Origin of the sequence: Paraburkholderia phytofirmans OLGA172, from assembly GCF_001634365.1 — a bacterium.
Classification (GTDB): domain Bacteria; phylum Pseudomonadota; class Gammaproteobacteria; order Burkholderiales; family Burkholderiaceae; genus Paraburkholderia.
Genome location: NZ_CP014578.1, coordinates 3,051,692 through 3,065,442, shown reverse-complemented (window position 1 = coordinate 3,065,442; position 13,751 = coordinate 3,051,692). Strand labels below are relative to the sequence as shown.

Genomic DNA, 13,751 nt, shown 5'->3' with positions numbered 1-13,751 from the left:
GGCGGACGGCAAAGGATGATTCTGTCCAGGGCGTTGCCAGCTTTTAGGCTGTTTTTTTCGGGTTCTTCACCTCATCACGATCAATAAGAGAAGGGGACACTATGAGTCTCGTCGAAGTAAAAGTGCCGGATATCGGTGACTTCAAGGACGTCGATGTCGTCGAAGTCAATATCAAACCGGGCGATGTCATCGAGAACGAACAGGCGCTGATGACGCTCGAGTCCGATAAGGCCTCCATCGAAGTGCCAAGCGATACTGCCGGCACCGTCAAGGAAGTGCGCGTCAAAGCCGGCGACAAAGTCTCGCAAGGCACAGTCATCGCGCTAGTCGAGTCGTCGGCGGACGCGGCGCCCGCTAAAGAGGCACCGAAGGCCCCGGCCAAAGAACCTGAGAAAGCGCCGGCGCAAGCCGCTGCTGCACCGAAAGCTGCCGCGCCCGCTCCGCAAGCCGGCAGCTTCTCCGGCAACGCGGATATCGAGTGCGACATGCTCGTGCTCGGTTCAGGCCCCGGCGGTTACTCGGCCGCGTTCCGCTCGGCCGATCTCGGCATGAAGACGGTGCTCGTCGAACGTTATGCAACGCTCGGCGGCGTCTGTCTCAATGTCGGTTGCATCCCGTCGAAGGCGCTGCTGCACACGGCGCTCGTCATCGACGAAGCAGAAGCGCTCGGCGCACATGGCATTACGTTCGGCAAGCCGCAAATCGATCTCGACAAGCTGCGCGACTTCAAGTCGGGCGTCGTCAAGAAGCTCACCGGCGGTCTCGCCGGCATGGCCAAGATGCGCAAGGTCGAAGTCGTGACGGGCACCGGCTCGTTCGTCGATCCGCATCACATGGAAGTGCAGACCGAAGGCGGCAAGAAGGTCGTCAGGTTCAAGCAGGCAATCATCGCCGCAGGCTCGGAAGCGGTGAAGCTGCCATTCATTCCGGAAGATCCGCGGGTGGTCGATTCGACCGGCGCGCTCGAACTGCGTCAGATTCCGCAACGCATGCTGGTGATCGGCGGTGGCATCATCGGGCTCGAAATGGCAACGGTCTACGCCACGCTCGGCGCACAGATCGATGTGGTCGAAATGCTCGACGGCCTGATGGCCGGCGCGGATCGCGATCTCGTCAAGGTCTGGGAGAAGTACAACAGCAAGCGTTTTGCCAACGTCATGCTGAAGACCAAAACCACTGGGGCCGAAGCGAAAGACGATGGCATCTACGTGTCGTTCGAAGGCGAAAAGGCCCCCGCCGAAGCGCAACGCTATGACCTCGTGCTGGTCGCCGTCGGCCGTACGCCGAATGGCAAGAAGATTGGCGCGGACAAGGCAGGCGTCGCGGTAACGGATCGCGGCTTCATCGACGTCGACAAGCAGATGCGCACCAACGTGCCGCACATCTTCGCGATCGGCGATATCGTCGGTCAGCCGATGCTCGCGCACAAAGCCGTGCACGAAGCTCACGTCGCCGCTGAAGTGGCGCACGGCGAGAAGGCGTACTTCGATGCGCTGCAGATTCCGTCGGTGGCCTACACCGATCCGGAAGTGGCTTGGGCCGGCAAGACGGAAGATCAGCTGAAGGCCGAAGGCATCAAGTACGGCAAGGCGGTGTTCCCGTGGGCCGCTTCGGGCCGCGCGATCGCCAACGGCCGCGACGAAGGTTTCACCAAGCTGCTGTTCGACGAAGAAACGCATCGCGTGATCGGCGGCGGGATTGTCGGTTTGAACGCCGGCGACCTGATCAGCGAAGTGTGCCTCGCGATCGAAATGGGGGCGGACGCTACGGATATCGGTAAGACGATTCACCCGCACCCGACGCTCGGCGAGTCGATCGGGATGGCCGCCGAGTTGTACGAAGGCGTCTGCACCGACCTGCCGCCGCAGAAAAAGAAGTAATGCGGAAGGACCGCTCGCACCTGAGCGGTCCTTAAAAGCAGGCATAAAAAATGGCGCATCCTGTAAAGGGATGCGCCATTTTTTTACGGCACGCAGCGTAGAGCATTTTCCGGCTGGGACATTGAACCCGCGTAAAACACACAGGAAACCGCGGGAAAAAAATCCCGGCTTTCGCCGGGCAAACGATACGCTGTTCAACGTATCGGAGCGTTCGGCCGTGCAGCGCGGCGTATAAGGGCTACGCACCGCCACCCGGCACCGTTGCTTTCGATACTGCCGGCTTTTGCCTGGCGGCAGGCCGGCTTGTTGTTGAATCTTAAACCGTCTTCTTTGCCGAGCGCGATGCTTGTGCAGCGGCTTGCGATGCTGCCTTCGATGCGGCCGTTGCGGCTGCATTGAAGTTGCTTTCAGCGATCTCGACAGCTTGCTTGGTCGCCTTGTGGACCGTTTCGTACGTGGTGTTGGCGGCGGTGATAGCCGACTTCATCACGGCGACAGCGGTTTCCGAGCCGGCCGGGGCATTCTTTGCAACATTTTCGACGAGCGCCTGGACCTTGCGGTTTTGCTCTTCGAATTGGGCTTCCGCGACGCGGGTGAATTCACCTTGCGTTGCCGAAACGATCTCATACACGTGACGGCCATACGACAGCGCCTTTTCAGCCACCGGCTGTGCGAGGCTTGCCTGCAGCGCCAGCAATTCCTGCGCGTCCTTCACCGACAGCGCGCGTTGGGCGTTTTCCTGACTTTCCGCGAGCGTCGATTTGACGACTTGCAGGTTCAGCTCAACCAGCTTTTCGACGCCTTCAAATGCTTTGGTCGTCAGGCCGAACAACGTTTCAAAGTTGGCTTTCTGGGCTGCGGCGAATTGCTCAGGGGTCAGCAGAGTCATGGTTTACGCTCCTGGATTGCGGCCTGTCTGTGCGGACCGCATTGGGTTAGTGGCAAGACGATTCAGGATCGTCTCCCCGGACCGCGATGTTTTGTGCATCGCAGCAATGGTTCCCATTCTAGGATGGTCACAACGAATGTCAAGCGCTTTTTGTGCGTCGCACAATATCGATAAATTACTGATAAAACAGTACGTTATACGGCAGGCATGACACTCGTGTGACGCAAGTTAATTTGTCCGTTGCACTGTGCTGGTGCGGGAGGAATCGGTACGTGCTACCGATTTCAAGGCCGATTTTGACCGCAAGGCGAGGGCGGCGCTGGTGCGAAGAAAGCAACAATGTGTTTGACAAAAAATCCATCAATTGGCCATCCCGATGTAAACCAGAAAGTGTCACGGAACGTTAATGCTCTATACCGGTCGAATGCGCGTTGGCGGTCTCCAGCAGGTGTTTAACAGCCTGCGGCGAAGCCCTGCAACGTTCCGGTGCGTCGGCAAGGCTTTACATGCCTGCGCTCTAACCGTATTTCCCCTGATCAAGGTTGTCTCGAAATTGCCGTTATGCTGAAAGAATCCCTCGATTCTGGCGGTACAGGCGAGGCGAAGCGCGCGGGCGATCGTTTTTTTCGACCGAAGCGCGGCACTTATTTGTTTTTTTTGCGATCGGAGCTTACAAGCCGGTTTAAGGAGCGCCCATAAGTGCTTCAAATTGCTAATTTTTCGTTGTTTTACTACACTTGCGGAAACCTCTCGCCGCTCCCTACCGAACACCCATGAAAACCGACATGTTTTCGTCGCTAAAAGCGATCCACGGCGCGGCGCGCAGCACCGCTCTGTCGGTGGCCGCCTCCATGGTCATCGCAGCGGCGTTCGCCACACCTGTCAGCGCTTTTGCTGACACGCCCGCCACCCCGGCACAAACCTCCAAACACGCGAAAGCAGCCAAAAAGCCCGCCGCGGCCACCGCCGACAAAGTGTCGGGCAAGAAGGCCGCCAACGGCGCCGCTGCGAACACCGCGGCCGCCGCAGGTGACGACGCACCGCGCGCGAGTGTCAAACGCAAGCGCGTGACGTACTCGTTGAACGGCCGCCACCACTCGGTGGTGCGCCGCGTCGCCTACGAGCCGCGTCAGCCTAGCGTCGGCCAGGCTTTCGGTCTGCACGAAACGCCGGACGCGCTGATGCTGCGTTCAAGCGTTGCCTACGTGATCGACCAGAACACGGGCGAATCGCTGTTCGACAAGAATTCGCGCGCCGTGGTGCCCATCGCGTCGATTACCAAGCTGATGACCGCGATGGTGGTGCTCGACTCGAAAGAGCCGATGACCGACCAGATCGAAGTCACCGACGAAGACCGCGATTACGAAAAGAACACCGGCTCGCGTCTGTCGGTGGGTTCGGTGCTCTCGCGTGAAGACATGCTGCACATCGCGCTGATGGCCTCGGAGAACCGCGCGGCCGCGTCGCTGTCGCGTTATTTCCCGGGCGGCCGTCCGGCGTTCCTCGCGGCCATGAACGCGAAGGCCAAACAACTCGGCATGACCGACACGCACTTTGAAAACCCTACGGGTTTGACGAGCCAGAACGTGTCGAGCGCGCGTGACCTCGTGAAGATGGTCAATGCGGCGTATCAGTATCCACTGATCCGCAAGTTCTCGACCGATCACAGCTACGAGGTGTACACGGGCAAGCGTTCGCTGGCTTACAACAGCACGAATGCGCTGGTGCGCAACCCGACGTGGGACATCGGTCTGCAAAAGACCGGTTTCATCAACGAAGCGGGCGAGTGCCTCGTGATGCAGGCAACCATTCACGGCCGTCCGATGATCATGGTGCTACTCGACTCGTCGGGTAAGTACTCGCGCTTTGCGGATGCAACGCGTCTGCGCACATGGCTCGACAATGGTGGCGATCAGCCGCGCATTACCAGCGCGGATGCCAGCGGCGCGGGCACCTGAAGTTGCCTTGACATGCTCGAGTGGCCGGTTTTCGGACCGGCCAGAAAAAAGGCCTCGCAAATTGCGAGGCCTTTTTATTGAGCCGGAGGAGGGCGGCGGCCGGCTAGGCGTGCTGGGAATGCGCATGCTCCTGCGGTGTCTGCGGGCGATAACCAAGCGATTCGGAAATCAACAGGGCCGTTTGGCTGAGCTGCCCGAGCCATGAGTCCTGCAAACGATCCGCTGGGGCGGACAGCGACAGGCCCGCAACCAGCTTGCCGGTGTCGTCGTAAATCCCCGCTGCAATGCAGCGCACGCCCAGTTCCAGTTCTTCGTTATCGCGCGCGCACGCCTGTTGGCGCACGTGCGACAGTTCGCGTTCGAGTTTGGTCAGATCGGTGATGCTGTTCTGCGTGTGACCGGACAGGCCGGTGCGCGTGGCGTACGCCCGCACGCGGGTCGATTCGTCTGCGGCGAGGAAGAGCTTGCCCACCGAGGTCAGATGCAGCGGCGCGCGCCCACCGATCGCTCGCACCACCTGCATGCCGGAGCGTTCGGAATAGGCGCGCTCTATATAGACGATCTCGTCGCCCTGACGCACTGACAGATTCACTGTCTGCCCGGTTTGACGGTGCAGCTCGCGCATCGGCGTGAGCGCCGCGTCGCGTACCGACAGCCGCGCCTTCACCAGATTGCCCAGTTCGAGCAGGCGCATACCGAGACGGTAGGTGCCGGGATCCGACCGGTCGACCAGCCGGCACATCACCATATCGTTCAGGATGCGGTGCGCGGTGGACGGGTGCAGCTCCGTGCGGATGGCGAGTTCTTTCAGGCTGACCGGGTCGCTATGCGCAGCGAGTGCATCGAGCAGGCGCATCATGCGTTCGATCACCTGGATCGAAGTTTTGGGATCCGGGTTCGTATCGCTCATGGGAGGAATCGGTTGGCGCGTCAAACAGCGGAAATTGATTGTATCCCGTATTGTGAAAAGAAGGGAAGCGCTTGGATGCGCTATTCCAATTTTACGTGGCGTTCGTCCTATGCCTTCTGGCCGTTGGTATTGTGCCGCAAACAGCGGATAATCAGGCACGTTTTCCCGAAGGAGGGCTCATGCGAGTCGGATTGTTCGTTACCTGCCTGATCGATCTGATGCGTCCGGAGATCGGTTTTTCGGTTATCAAGCTGATCGAAGGCGCCGGTTTCGAGGTCGTGGTGCCGCCCGCGCAAACCTGTTGCGGGCAACCCGCGTACAACTCGGGCGAGCGGCGCATCGCGCGCGACCTGGCCGAGAAAACCTTGCGCGAGTTCGAACAGTTCGACTACGTCGTGGTGCCGTCCGGTTCCTGCGGCGGCATGATCCGTGCGCATTACGGCGACCTGTTTGCGGACGATCCGGAACTGATGAACCGCTTTGGCCGGCTGCGGGCCAAAGTGTTCGAACTGACCGATTTCCTCGTCAATGTGGCCAAGGTGCAATTGCAGCCAGGTGAGTTCGCGGGCCAGGTGACTTATCACGATTCCTGTTCGGGGCTGCGCGAACTCGGCGTCAAGGCGCAGCCGCGCGCCTTGCTGGCGCAGGTCGGTGTGGCGGTGACGGAAATGAAGGATTGCGAGCACTGCTGCGGCTTTGGCGGCACCTTCGCGATCAAGTACGGCGACATCTCGACGGCGATCGTCGACGAGAAATGCGCGAATATCGGCGCGAGCGGCGCCGGCACGGTGGTGCTTGGCGACCTCGGCTGCATGCTCAATATCGAAGGCCGCTTGCGGCGCACTGGCGATACCACCACACGCGTGCTGCACATTGCCCAGGTGCTGGCCGGCGACGCTTAATAAAGTCGCTGCAGCGCCCAAAACCGGCGTGCTTGAGTCGGCGCACTCCATTCGCGCGCTTCACCCGTACGCTTCGCTCGCATTTCGCTTGCATTTCGCTTGCATTTCGCTTGCATTTCGCTTGCATTTCGCTTGCACATTTCAACTGCGCATTTCGCTCGCCCATTTCTCTCGAATACGCCCAAGGCCGCCATGCAAGTCCAATCGATGCATTTCAAGGCCCGCGCGGGCCAGAAACTCGCCGACCAGCGTCTGCAGCAGAACCTCACCAAGCTGTCGACCAAGTTCGTGTCGGCCCGTGCCGCGGCCATGACCGCGATCGATTTTCCCGCCACCCGGGCCGCGCTGAAGGAGCGCCGCAATCGGGCGCTGGACAATCTCGACGTCTGGCTCGAGACCTTCGAACGTGAAGCGAGCCGGCGCGGCGTCACGGTCCTGTTCGCCGAGACGACGCAGGAGGCCGCGCGCCTCGTCGGCGATATCGCGCGCCGGCACGAGGTGAAGAAGGTGATCAAGACCAAGTCGATGGTCACCGAGGAAATGCGTCTGAACGAGGTGCTCGGGCAGATGGGCGTGCAATCGATCGAAACCGATCTGGGCGAATACATTCTGCAGATCAACGACAACGAGCCGCCCAGCCACATCATCGCGCCGGTCGTCCATAAAGATAAGGACGAGATCGCCGAGCTCTTCGCGAAAACGCATGGCCGGCCGCGTCTGACCGAAATCACCGACATGACCCGCGAAGCGCGCGAGATGCTGCGCCCGCACTTCATGACCGCGGACATGGGGGTGACCGGCGGCAACTTCGTGGTGGCGGAGACGGGTTCGGTTGTGCTTGTCACGAACGAGGGTAACGAGGGCATGTGCACGGTGATGCCACGCGTGCACGTAGCTGTGACCGGCATCGAGAAAGTGTTGCCTACGCTGGAAGATCTGGCGACGGCGATGCGTCTTTTGCCTCGCTCGGCCACCGGCCAGGCGACCTCGAACTATTTTTCCGTGCTGACCGGGCCGCGCGGCACGGGCGATCAGGACGGACCCGAGCATATGTATGTGGTGCTGGTCGACGGTGGGCGCACGGGGCTGATCGGCGGTGACTTTCAGGAAATGCTGCGCTGTATCCGTTGCGGCGCTTGCATGAATCATTGCCCGGTGTATCAGAAGGTGGGTGGTCATGCCTACGGCTGGGTTTATCCGGGTCCGATGGGATCGGTGCTGACGCCGAGCTACGTTGGGATCGACAAAGCGCTGGATCTGCCTCAGGCGGCGACTTTGTGCGGCGAGTGCAACAGCGTATGTCCGGTGGGCATTCCCTTGTCCGATCTGCTGCGCAAGCTGCGCGAAAAGCAGGTCGAACGGCACCTGCGGCCGTGGCGCGAACGAATGGGGCTCGCGGTGTGGGGTTTCCTCGCGCTGCACCCGGATGTTTATGCGCTCTTCACCAAGCTGGCGGTTCGCGTGCTGGAGCGAATGGGCGGGCGAAATCGTTCTATTGCGAGGCTGCCGCTAGGCGGCGCGGGCTGGACCGATACGCGCGATATGCCGGCTCCGGTTGGCCGTACGTTCAGAGAACTGTACGCCGCGCAACGCAGCCATATTGGCTGAGCGAGCGGCGCTGTCGTTCTATTTGCACGGCTGCTGGAAGGTGGCGCGAGACGGCGCCTACGCCTGCCCCCTTCCTTACCCGATCAATGATCTGTTATCCCTGGCTGGCGGCCGTAAGTGCCTCGGGCCGGCGCATTGCCTCCATTGCCGCGTCCACCGCCGTTGCCCGCTTGCTGTGGCGGCGGGGGCGGCGGGCTGCCTGCCCCCGGTCGTGGCGCATTGGACCCACTCGGTCCCCTCGGCCCGCCAACTGCGCCTTGAGGCGGCGGTCCTCCGTGCGGGCCGCCGCCGTTCGGCTGACCACGCCAGCCGCCGTTATCTCCGCGGTTTCCGTTGTTTCCATCGTTGCCATTATTCGGCCGTCCGCGATCCGGGTAACCCGGGTAGCCCCGATAACCCGGCCCCGGCCCGTAATAGCGGCCCGGCCCGTCGTAGTAACCCGGGCCCGGATAATTGCTGTAGCCCATATAGACGTTGGTTTGCGGCACGACCGGCACGCCGGTGGCATAGCCGTCGTACCCGTCATAGCCGCTGTAACCGTCGCCATAGCCGTTGCCGACCATCGGCGTGCCGTCCGGATAGACCGCGCAGCCGCCTAGCAAGGCAACAGCGAGCGTCAGGCCGGCAAGTGGAGCAATACGTTTCATTTGGAGGATCAGTGCGAAGATTTCGTGTCTGTAAGACAGCCATTATCGCCAACTGTCGCGCCCGTTTTGTATGTGTTTGTAAGGATTTCTTTTTCATGCCACGACGCAGGCCAACGTCGTGCGCGGCAAACCCGTCGATGCACTGTTCCATTCAGTGCAACGCTGTATCTCGCGCCCGTGGGTTTTTGCCGATTGTGGATTCCTATAGCATTTCGACTGGGCATAGTGGATCACGAGTTCACGAGCCCCTAATCGGAAGAAACAACATCATGAAAAAGACAATATCGGTGTACTGGCCCCTCGCTATCGTTGTGCCCCTTGCTGCGGCAGGCTATTTGCACATTTGCGGCGACGCTGCTTCGCGTGCCTCGCAAGCCCCGCTCGCTGCTGATCGATTGACGGCGGAACTGGCGCGCGCCGTCTCGTACGGCATGGTCGACAACGCGGCGAAGTTGCCGGCCAAACCGATGCGCGCCGTGACGGTAATGCCGCTGGCGGAAGCATCCTGAACGCGGCGGGGTTGGACGGTGCGGCGGGATGGCATCGCCTCGGTCGCTGCCGAACCGGCAGTGGGTTGGAGCGCGACGGCGTCTGTGACCGAACCTGGCCCTTGCCGGCGCGGCGCGGCGTCCATGGCCGAATTCGGACGCCGGCAGAACGTGCCCAGCCTCCGGCGTGATTTGGTGCAGCTTTGTATAATCGCGGCACCGTTGCCTAACTGTCTATCCGCGGGCGTTTAGCGTCCGAACGCCTCTGATGAAAACCGTGTCCGTCTGCTTCGTCTGCCTGGGGAACATTTGCCGTTCGCCGACCGCGGAAGGCGTGATGCGCCGACTGGTCGGCGAGGCGAAGCTTGCGGAACGCATTCTGGTCGATTCCGCGGGCACGGGAGACTGGCACATCGGCCAGCCGCCTGACGAGCGCGCGCAACGTGCGGCCAGCCGGCGAGGTTATGAGCTTGCCGCCTTGCGTGGACGTCAGATCGCGGCGGCCGACTTCGAGCGCTTCGACCTGCTGATCGCGATGGACGACAAAAACGTCGCCGCACTGCGCCAGGCTTGTCCGGCGGAGCAGCGTGACAAAATCCGCATGCTAATGGAGTTCGTCCCTGAGGCGGATGGCCGCTGGGGTGGCGCTCGCGAAGTCGCCGACCCCTATTTCGGCGGCGCCGAAGGGTTCGAGCAGGTGCTGGATCAATGCGAAGCGGCCTGCCACGGGCTGATCGCAGTGTTGCGTCCCCAACTGCTTGCGTAAGTCGGGTGGTCATCGGCGAATGTTTTTCGTCGACCGCCTTATCCAGTAATTAAGCAAATGACCCAAATCGCGATAGGGATACTTGACTAATTCACTCATGTATTTATACTTGACCGAACTTGTCGAGAATTGCGGTTCCCACACCATATGAGACTCACCACGAAAGGCCGTTTCGCCGTCACGGCGATGATTGACCTGGCACTGCGCCAGGAGCAGGGCCCGGTGACGCTTGCGGGTATCAGCCAGCGCCAGCATATTTCCCTGTCTTATCTCGAGCAGCTGTTTGGCAAGCTGCGTCGTCACGAAATCGTCGAGTCCGTGCGCGGACCGGGCGGCGGCTACAATCTGGCCCGCCGCGCTGAAGACGTGACCGTCGCCGACATCATCATCGCTGTCGACGAGCCGCTCGACGCCACCCAGTGCGGCGGCAAGGGCTCGTGCGAGGGCACCAAGCAGCACGACGGCCACTGCATGACGCACGAATTGTGGTCGACGCTGAACCAGAAAATGGTCGAGTACCTGGATTCGGTCTCCCTGAAAGATCTGGTCGATCAGCAGCGTTCGCGCGAAGGTGCGCCGGCGGTCTTGCGTGACCGGCGCAGCGAGGCGCCGGCGGTCGAACCCGCCCGCGTCGTGCCGAAAGGTCCTAATTCTGTTTTCAACATGGCCGGTTCCTAGGCGCGGCAATCTGAACGCACCGCAGCCTGATCAGGAACCCAGAAGCCAGAGTAATGACGTCCCCGGAGCAATTGATGAACAACGACACTCTCCACCTGCCCATTTACATGGACTACAGCGCGACGACCCCGGTCGATCCGCGCGTGGTGGACAAAATGATTCCGTACTTGCGCGAGCAGTTCGGCAACCCCGCATCGCGTAGCCACGCGTATGGCTGGGACGCGGAGCGTGCGGTCGAAGAGGCGCGCGAAAACGTCGCTGCGCTGGTGAACGCCGACCCGCGCGAAATCATCTGGACGTCAGGTGCAACGGAATCGGACAACCTCGCGATCAAGGGCGCCGCGCACTTCTATAAGAGCCGTGGCAAGCACGTCATCACGGTGAAAACCGAGCACAAGGCTGTGCTCGATACCTGCCGCGAACTCGAACGCGAAGGCTTTGACGTCACGTATCTGGACGTGAAGGACGACGGTCTGATCGACCTCGAGAAGTTCAAGGCCGCGCTGCGCCCGGATACGATTCTGGTCTCGGTCATGTCGGTGAACAACGAGATCGGCGTGGTCCAGGACATCGAGGCGATCGGCGAGATCACCCGTGAAAAGGGCATCATTTTCCACGTCGACGCGGCGCAAGCCACCGGCAAGGTCGAGATCGATCTGCAAAAGCTGAAGGTCGACCTGATGTCGTTCTCGGCGCACAAGACCTATGGCCCGAAAGGTATCGGCGCGCTGTACGTGCGCCGCAAGCCGCGTATCCGTATCGAAGCGCAGATGCACGGCGGCGGTCACGAGCGCGGCATGCGTTCGGGCACGCTGCCTACGCACCAGATCGTCGGTATGGGCGAGGCGTTCCGTATCGCTCGCGAAGAAATGGCGACCGAAAACGAACGCATCCGCATGTTGCGTGACCGTCTGCTGCGCGGCCTGTCGGACATTGAAGAAGTGTATGTGAACGGCGACATGGAACAGCGTGTGCCGCACAACCTGAACATCAGCTTCAACTTCGTCGAAGGCGAGTCGCTGATCATGGCTGTGAAGGATGTGGCGGTGTCGTCGGGTTCGGCATGCACGTCGGCTTCGCTGGAGCCGTCGTACGTGTTGCGCGCACTGGGCCGTAACGACGAACTGGCGCACAGCTCGATTCGCTTTACAGTCGGCCGTTTTACGACCGAGCAGGACGTCGATTACGTGATCAACCTGCTGAAGACCAAAATTTCGAAGCTGCGCGATCTGTCGCCGCTTTGGGAAATGCACAAGGACGGGATCGACATTTCGACGATCCAGTGGGCCGCGCACTGACGCGCCACTTAGCGTCGCGTAACGTATAGAACGCAGGTTGAAACGAAACTAGGAGTTAATCATGTCTTACAGCGCAAAGGTTCTGGACCACTACGAAAACCCGCGCAACGTCGGTTCCTTCGCGAAGGACGACGATGCGGTCGGCACTGGCATGGTCGGCGCACCGGCATGCGGCGACGTGATGAAGCTGCAGATCCGCGTGGGCGCGGACGGCATCATTGAAGACGCAAAGTTCAAGACGTATGGCTGCGGTTCGGCGATCGCGTCGAGCTCGCTCGTCACCGAATGGGTGAAGGGCAAGACGCTCGATCAGGCAATGTCGATCAAGAACACGCAGATCGCCGAAGAACTGGCGCTGCCGCCGGTGAAGATCCACTGCTCGATCCTCGCGGAAGACGCGATCAAGGCAGCGGTCGCCGATTACAAGCAACGTCACGGTGAAGCGGTCGTCGAAGGCGACACGCAACACGCGTAAGCGGCAGTCGAGCGCGTGGTTGAGTGCGCTCATTTGAGTGACTCGAAGCAGGCGGTGCGAGTAGAAGCGCACGTCCGGCATGAGCGATATTTGATGCAGGCAGGGTAGCAGCGTGTCAGTAGGCATAGGAATGCCGAACGCGCGCGGCGCAATGAGAAACGCTATGGCAATTACGTTGACCGAAAAGGCAGCACAGCACGTCCAGAAGTATCTGACTCGCCGCGGCAAGGGTGTCGGGTTGCGCGTAGGCGTACGCACCACGGGTTGCTCGGGTTTGGCCTACAAGCTCGAGTACGTGGATGAACTCGCGCCCGAAGACGAAGTGTTCGACTGCAACGGCGTGAAGATCATTGTCGACCCGAAGAGCCTCGCCTATATCGACGGCACCGAACTCGACTTCGCACGCGAAGGGTTGAATGAAGGCTTCAAGTTCAACAACCCGAACGTGAAGGACGAGTGCGGTTGCGGCGAATCGTTCCGCGTGTAAATCGGCTCATTCCGCGTGCGGCGGATCAAAGGCGGCGCGGGCCGCCTTTTTAGTTTCATCCGCGCATCGGCTTGCTGCTTTTCGGTCGCCCTTTGCTGCTGAACCTTCGCGGCGCTTTCGATTCGCGTTTTTAGCTTGCACCCCGGTGCGCTTTCCAGAATGGACTCCTTTTATCCGATGGTCTCGCTGAACGACAGCCACTTCGACCTGTTCGATCTGCCGGCGCGATTTGCGCTCGACGCAGCGGCACTCGATCATGCCTACCGCACGGTGCAGGCCCAGGTGCATCCGGACCGCTTCGCGGCGGCCGGCGACGCGCAAAAGCGCATCGCGATGCAATGGGCGACGCGCACCAACGAGGCCTATCAGACGCTGCGCGATCCGTTGAAGCGCGCGACCTATCTGCTGCACTTGCACGGTATCGACGTCGATACGCATAACAATACGGCGATGGAGCCGGCGTTCCTGATGCAGCAGATGGAGTGGCGCGAAGGCATTGAAGACGCCGCCGCGGCGAAGAACGTCGGCGCGCTCGACGCCTTGCTGACCGAACTGCGCGACGAAGAACGCATGCGTTTCGACAAGCTCGGCGCGCTGCTCGACAGCGGCGCGGATCAGGCAGCGGGCGAGGCAGTGCGGCAGTTGATGTTCATCGAGCGGGTGGCGTCGGAAATCGGCACGCAGATCGAGCGGCTCGAGAGCTAGCGGTCCGGCGGTGCGGCGGCCTGGCGCGCGCCGGCGCAGCGCATGAACAGGCACCCATAG

Annotated in this window: 14 protein-coding genes; 11 read left to right on the top strand and 3 right to left on the bottom strand. The window is 61.1% G+C overall.

The window, feature by feature from the left end; genetic code table 11:
- Window positions 1-101: 101 nt before the first annotated feature.
- On the top strand, window positions 102-1,880 hold the full coding sequence (gene lpdA / locus AYM40_RS13425; RefSeq protein WP_063496643.1) for a dihydrolipoyl dehydrogenase: 1,779 nt from the start codon (window positions 102-104) through the stop codon (window positions 1,878-1,880).
- Window positions 1,881-2,196: 316 nt separating this feature from the next.
- On the opposite strand, the gene AYM40_RS13420 is transcribed toward lpdA, so the two are convergent.
- Entirely contained in the window at window positions 2,197-2,769 is a 573-nt protein-coding gene (locus AYM40_RS13420) for a phasin family protein (RefSeq protein WP_063496642.1), read from the bottom strand.
- A gap of 773 nt (window positions 2,770-3,542) precedes the next feature.
- On the opposite strand from AYM40_RS13420, the gene pbpG reads away from it, so the two are divergent.
- Entirely contained in the window at window positions 3,543-4,727 is a 1,185-nt protein-coding gene (gene pbpG, locus AYM40_RS13415; RefSeq protein WP_063496641.1) for a D-alanyl-D-alanine endopeptidase, read from the top strand.
- 103 nt (window positions 4,728-4,830) lie between these two features.
- Here pbpG and AYM40_RS13410 read toward each other — a convergent pair whose 3' ends face one another.
- Window positions 4,831-5,637 (bottom strand): IclR family transcriptional regulator, encoded by an 807-nt coding sequence (locus AYM40_RS13410; protein ID WP_063496640.1) that lies wholly within the window; start codon window positions 5,635-5,637, stop codon window positions 4,831-4,833.
- Between the two features lie 179 nt (window positions 5,638-5,816).
- Between AYM40_RS13410 and AYM40_RS13405 the strand changes: the two genes are divergently transcribed.
- Entirely contained in the window at window positions 5,817-6,539 is a 723-nt protein-coding gene (locus AYM40_RS13405) for a (Fe-S)-binding protein (protein ID WP_063496639.1), read from the top strand.
- Between the two features lie 192 nt (window positions 6,540-6,731).
- On the top strand, window positions 6,732-8,147 hold the full coding sequence (locus tag AYM40_RS13400; protein WP_063496638.1) for a lactate utilization protein B: 1,416 nt from the start codon (window positions 6,732-6,734) through the stop codon (window positions 8,145-8,147).
- Between the two features lie 83 nt (window positions 8,148-8,230).
- Here AYM40_RS13400 and AYM40_RS13395 read toward each other — a convergent pair whose 3' ends face one another.
- Entirely contained in the window at window positions 8,231-8,794 is a 564-nt protein-coding gene (locus AYM40_RS13395; protein ID WP_063496637.1) for a hypothetical protein, read from the bottom strand.
- A gap of 269 nt (window positions 8,795-9,063) precedes the next feature.
- Between AYM40_RS13395 and AYM40_RS13390 the strand changes: the two genes are divergently transcribed.
- The 7 genes from AYM40_RS13390 to hscB all read left to right on the top strand — a co-directional run bounded on the left by AYM40_RS13390 (window position 9,064) and on the right by hscB (window position 13,691).
- The gene (locus tag AYM40_RS13390) at window positions 9,064-9,303 is read left to right on the top strand and encodes a hypothetical protein (protein ID WP_063496636.1); all 240 of its coding nucleotides are present in this window, start codon (window positions 9,064-9,066) and stop codon (window positions 9,301-9,303) included.
- Between the two features lie 247 nt (window positions 9,304-9,550).
- Window positions 9,551-10,048: a low molecular weight protein-tyrosine-phosphatase gene (locus AYM40_RS13385; protein ID WP_063496635.1), complete on the top strand. Its 498-nt coding sequence runs from the start codon at window positions 9,551-9,553 to the stop codon at window positions 10,046-10,048.
- A gap of 147 nt (window positions 10,049-10,195) precedes the next feature.
- Window positions 10,196-10,726 (top strand): Fe-S cluster assembly transcriptional regulator IscR, encoded by a 531-nt coding sequence (iscR, locus tag AYM40_RS13380; RefSeq protein ID WP_063496634.1) that lies wholly within the window; start codon window positions 10,196-10,198, stop codon window positions 10,724-10,726.
- A 74-nt stretch (window positions 10,727-10,800) separates the two neighbouring features.
- Entirely contained in the window at window positions 10,801-12,024 is a 1,224-nt protein-coding gene (locus AYM40_RS13375) for an IscS subfamily cysteine desulfurase (RefSeq protein ID WP_063496633.1), read from the top strand.
- 61 nt (window positions 12,025-12,085) lie between these two features.
- On the top strand, window positions 12,086-12,499 hold the full coding sequence (gene iscU / locus AYM40_RS13370) for a Fe-S cluster assembly scaffold IscU (RefSeq protein ID WP_063496632.1): 414 nt from the start codon (window positions 12,086-12,088) through the stop codon (window positions 12,497-12,499).
- A 163-nt stretch (window positions 12,500-12,662) separates the two neighbouring features.
- Window positions 12,663-12,986: an iron-sulfur cluster assembly protein IscA gene (gene iscA / locus AYM40_RS13365; protein ID WP_028199494.1), complete on the top strand. Its 324-nt coding sequence runs from the start codon at window positions 12,663-12,665 to the stop codon at window positions 12,984-12,986.
- A gap of 177 nt (window positions 12,987-13,163) precedes the next feature.
- A complete protein-coding gene (gene hscB, locus AYM40_RS13360) occupies window positions 13,164-13,691 on the top strand; it encodes a Fe-S protein assembly co-chaperone HscB (protein ID WP_063498003.1) in 528 nt (175 codons plus the stop codon).
- Window positions 13,692-13,751: the final 60 nt, after the last annotated feature.

What these genes read in the sequence shown, in the direction of transcription:
- iscR (WP_063496634.1), top strand. Translation starts at nt 10,196, where the DNA reads ATGAGACTCACCACGAAAGGCCGTTTCGCCGTCACGGCGATGATTGAC.
- AYM40_RS13385 (WP_063496635.1), top strand. Translation starts at nt 9,551, where the DNA reads ATGAAAACCGTGTCCGTCTGCTTCGTCTGCCTGGGGAACATTTGCCGT.
- iscA (WP_028199494.1), top strand. Translation starts at nt 12,663, where the DNA reads ATGGCAATTACGTTGACCGAAAAGGCAGCACAGCACGTCCAGAAGTAT.
- pbpG (WP_063496641.1), top strand. Translation starts at nt 3,543, where the DNA reads ATGAAAACCGACATGTTTTCGTCGCTAAAAGCGATCCACGGCGCGGCG.
- AYM40_RS13395 (WP_063496637.1), bottom strand. Translation starts at nt 8,794, where the DNA reads ATGAAACGTATTGCTCCACTTGCCGGCCTGACGCTCGCTGTTGCCTTG.
- AYM40_RS13390 (WP_063496636.1), top strand. Translation starts at nt 9,064, where the DNA reads ATGAAAAAGACAATATCGGTGTACTGGCCCCTCGCTATCGTTGTGCCC.
- hscB (WP_063498003.1), top strand. Translation starts at nt 13,164, where the DNA reads ATGGTCTCGCTGAACGACAGCCACTTCGACCTGTTCGATCTGCCGGCG.
- AYM40_RS13400 (WP_063496638.1), top strand. Translation starts at nt 6,732, where the DNA reads ATGCAAGTCCAATCGATGCATTTCAAGGCCCGCGCGGGCCAGAAACTC.
- AYM40_RS13420 (WP_063496642.1), bottom strand. Translation starts at nt 2,769, where the DNA reads ATGACTCTGCTGACCCCTGAGCAATTCGCCGCAGCCCAGAAAGCCAAC.
- lpdA (WP_063496643.1), top strand. Translation starts at nt 102, where the DNA reads ATGAGTCTCGTCGAAGTAAAAGTGCCGGATATCGGTGACTTCAAGGAC.
- AYM40_RS13405 (WP_063496639.1), top strand. Translation starts at nt 5,817, where the DNA reads ATGCGAGTCGGATTGTTCGTTACCTGCCTGATCGATCTGATGCGTCCG.
- iscU (WP_063496632.1), top strand. Translation starts at nt 12,086, where the DNA reads ATGTCTTACAGCGCAAAGGTTCTGGACCACTACGAAAACCCGCGCAAC.
- AYM40_RS13375 (WP_063496633.1), top strand. Translation starts at nt 10,801, where the DNA reads ATGAACAACGACACTCTCCACCTGCCCATTTACATGGACTACAGCGCG.
- AYM40_RS13410 (WP_063496640.1), bottom strand. Translation starts at nt 5,637, where the DNA reads ATGAGCGATACGAACCCGGATCCCAAAACTTCGATCCAGGTGATCGAA.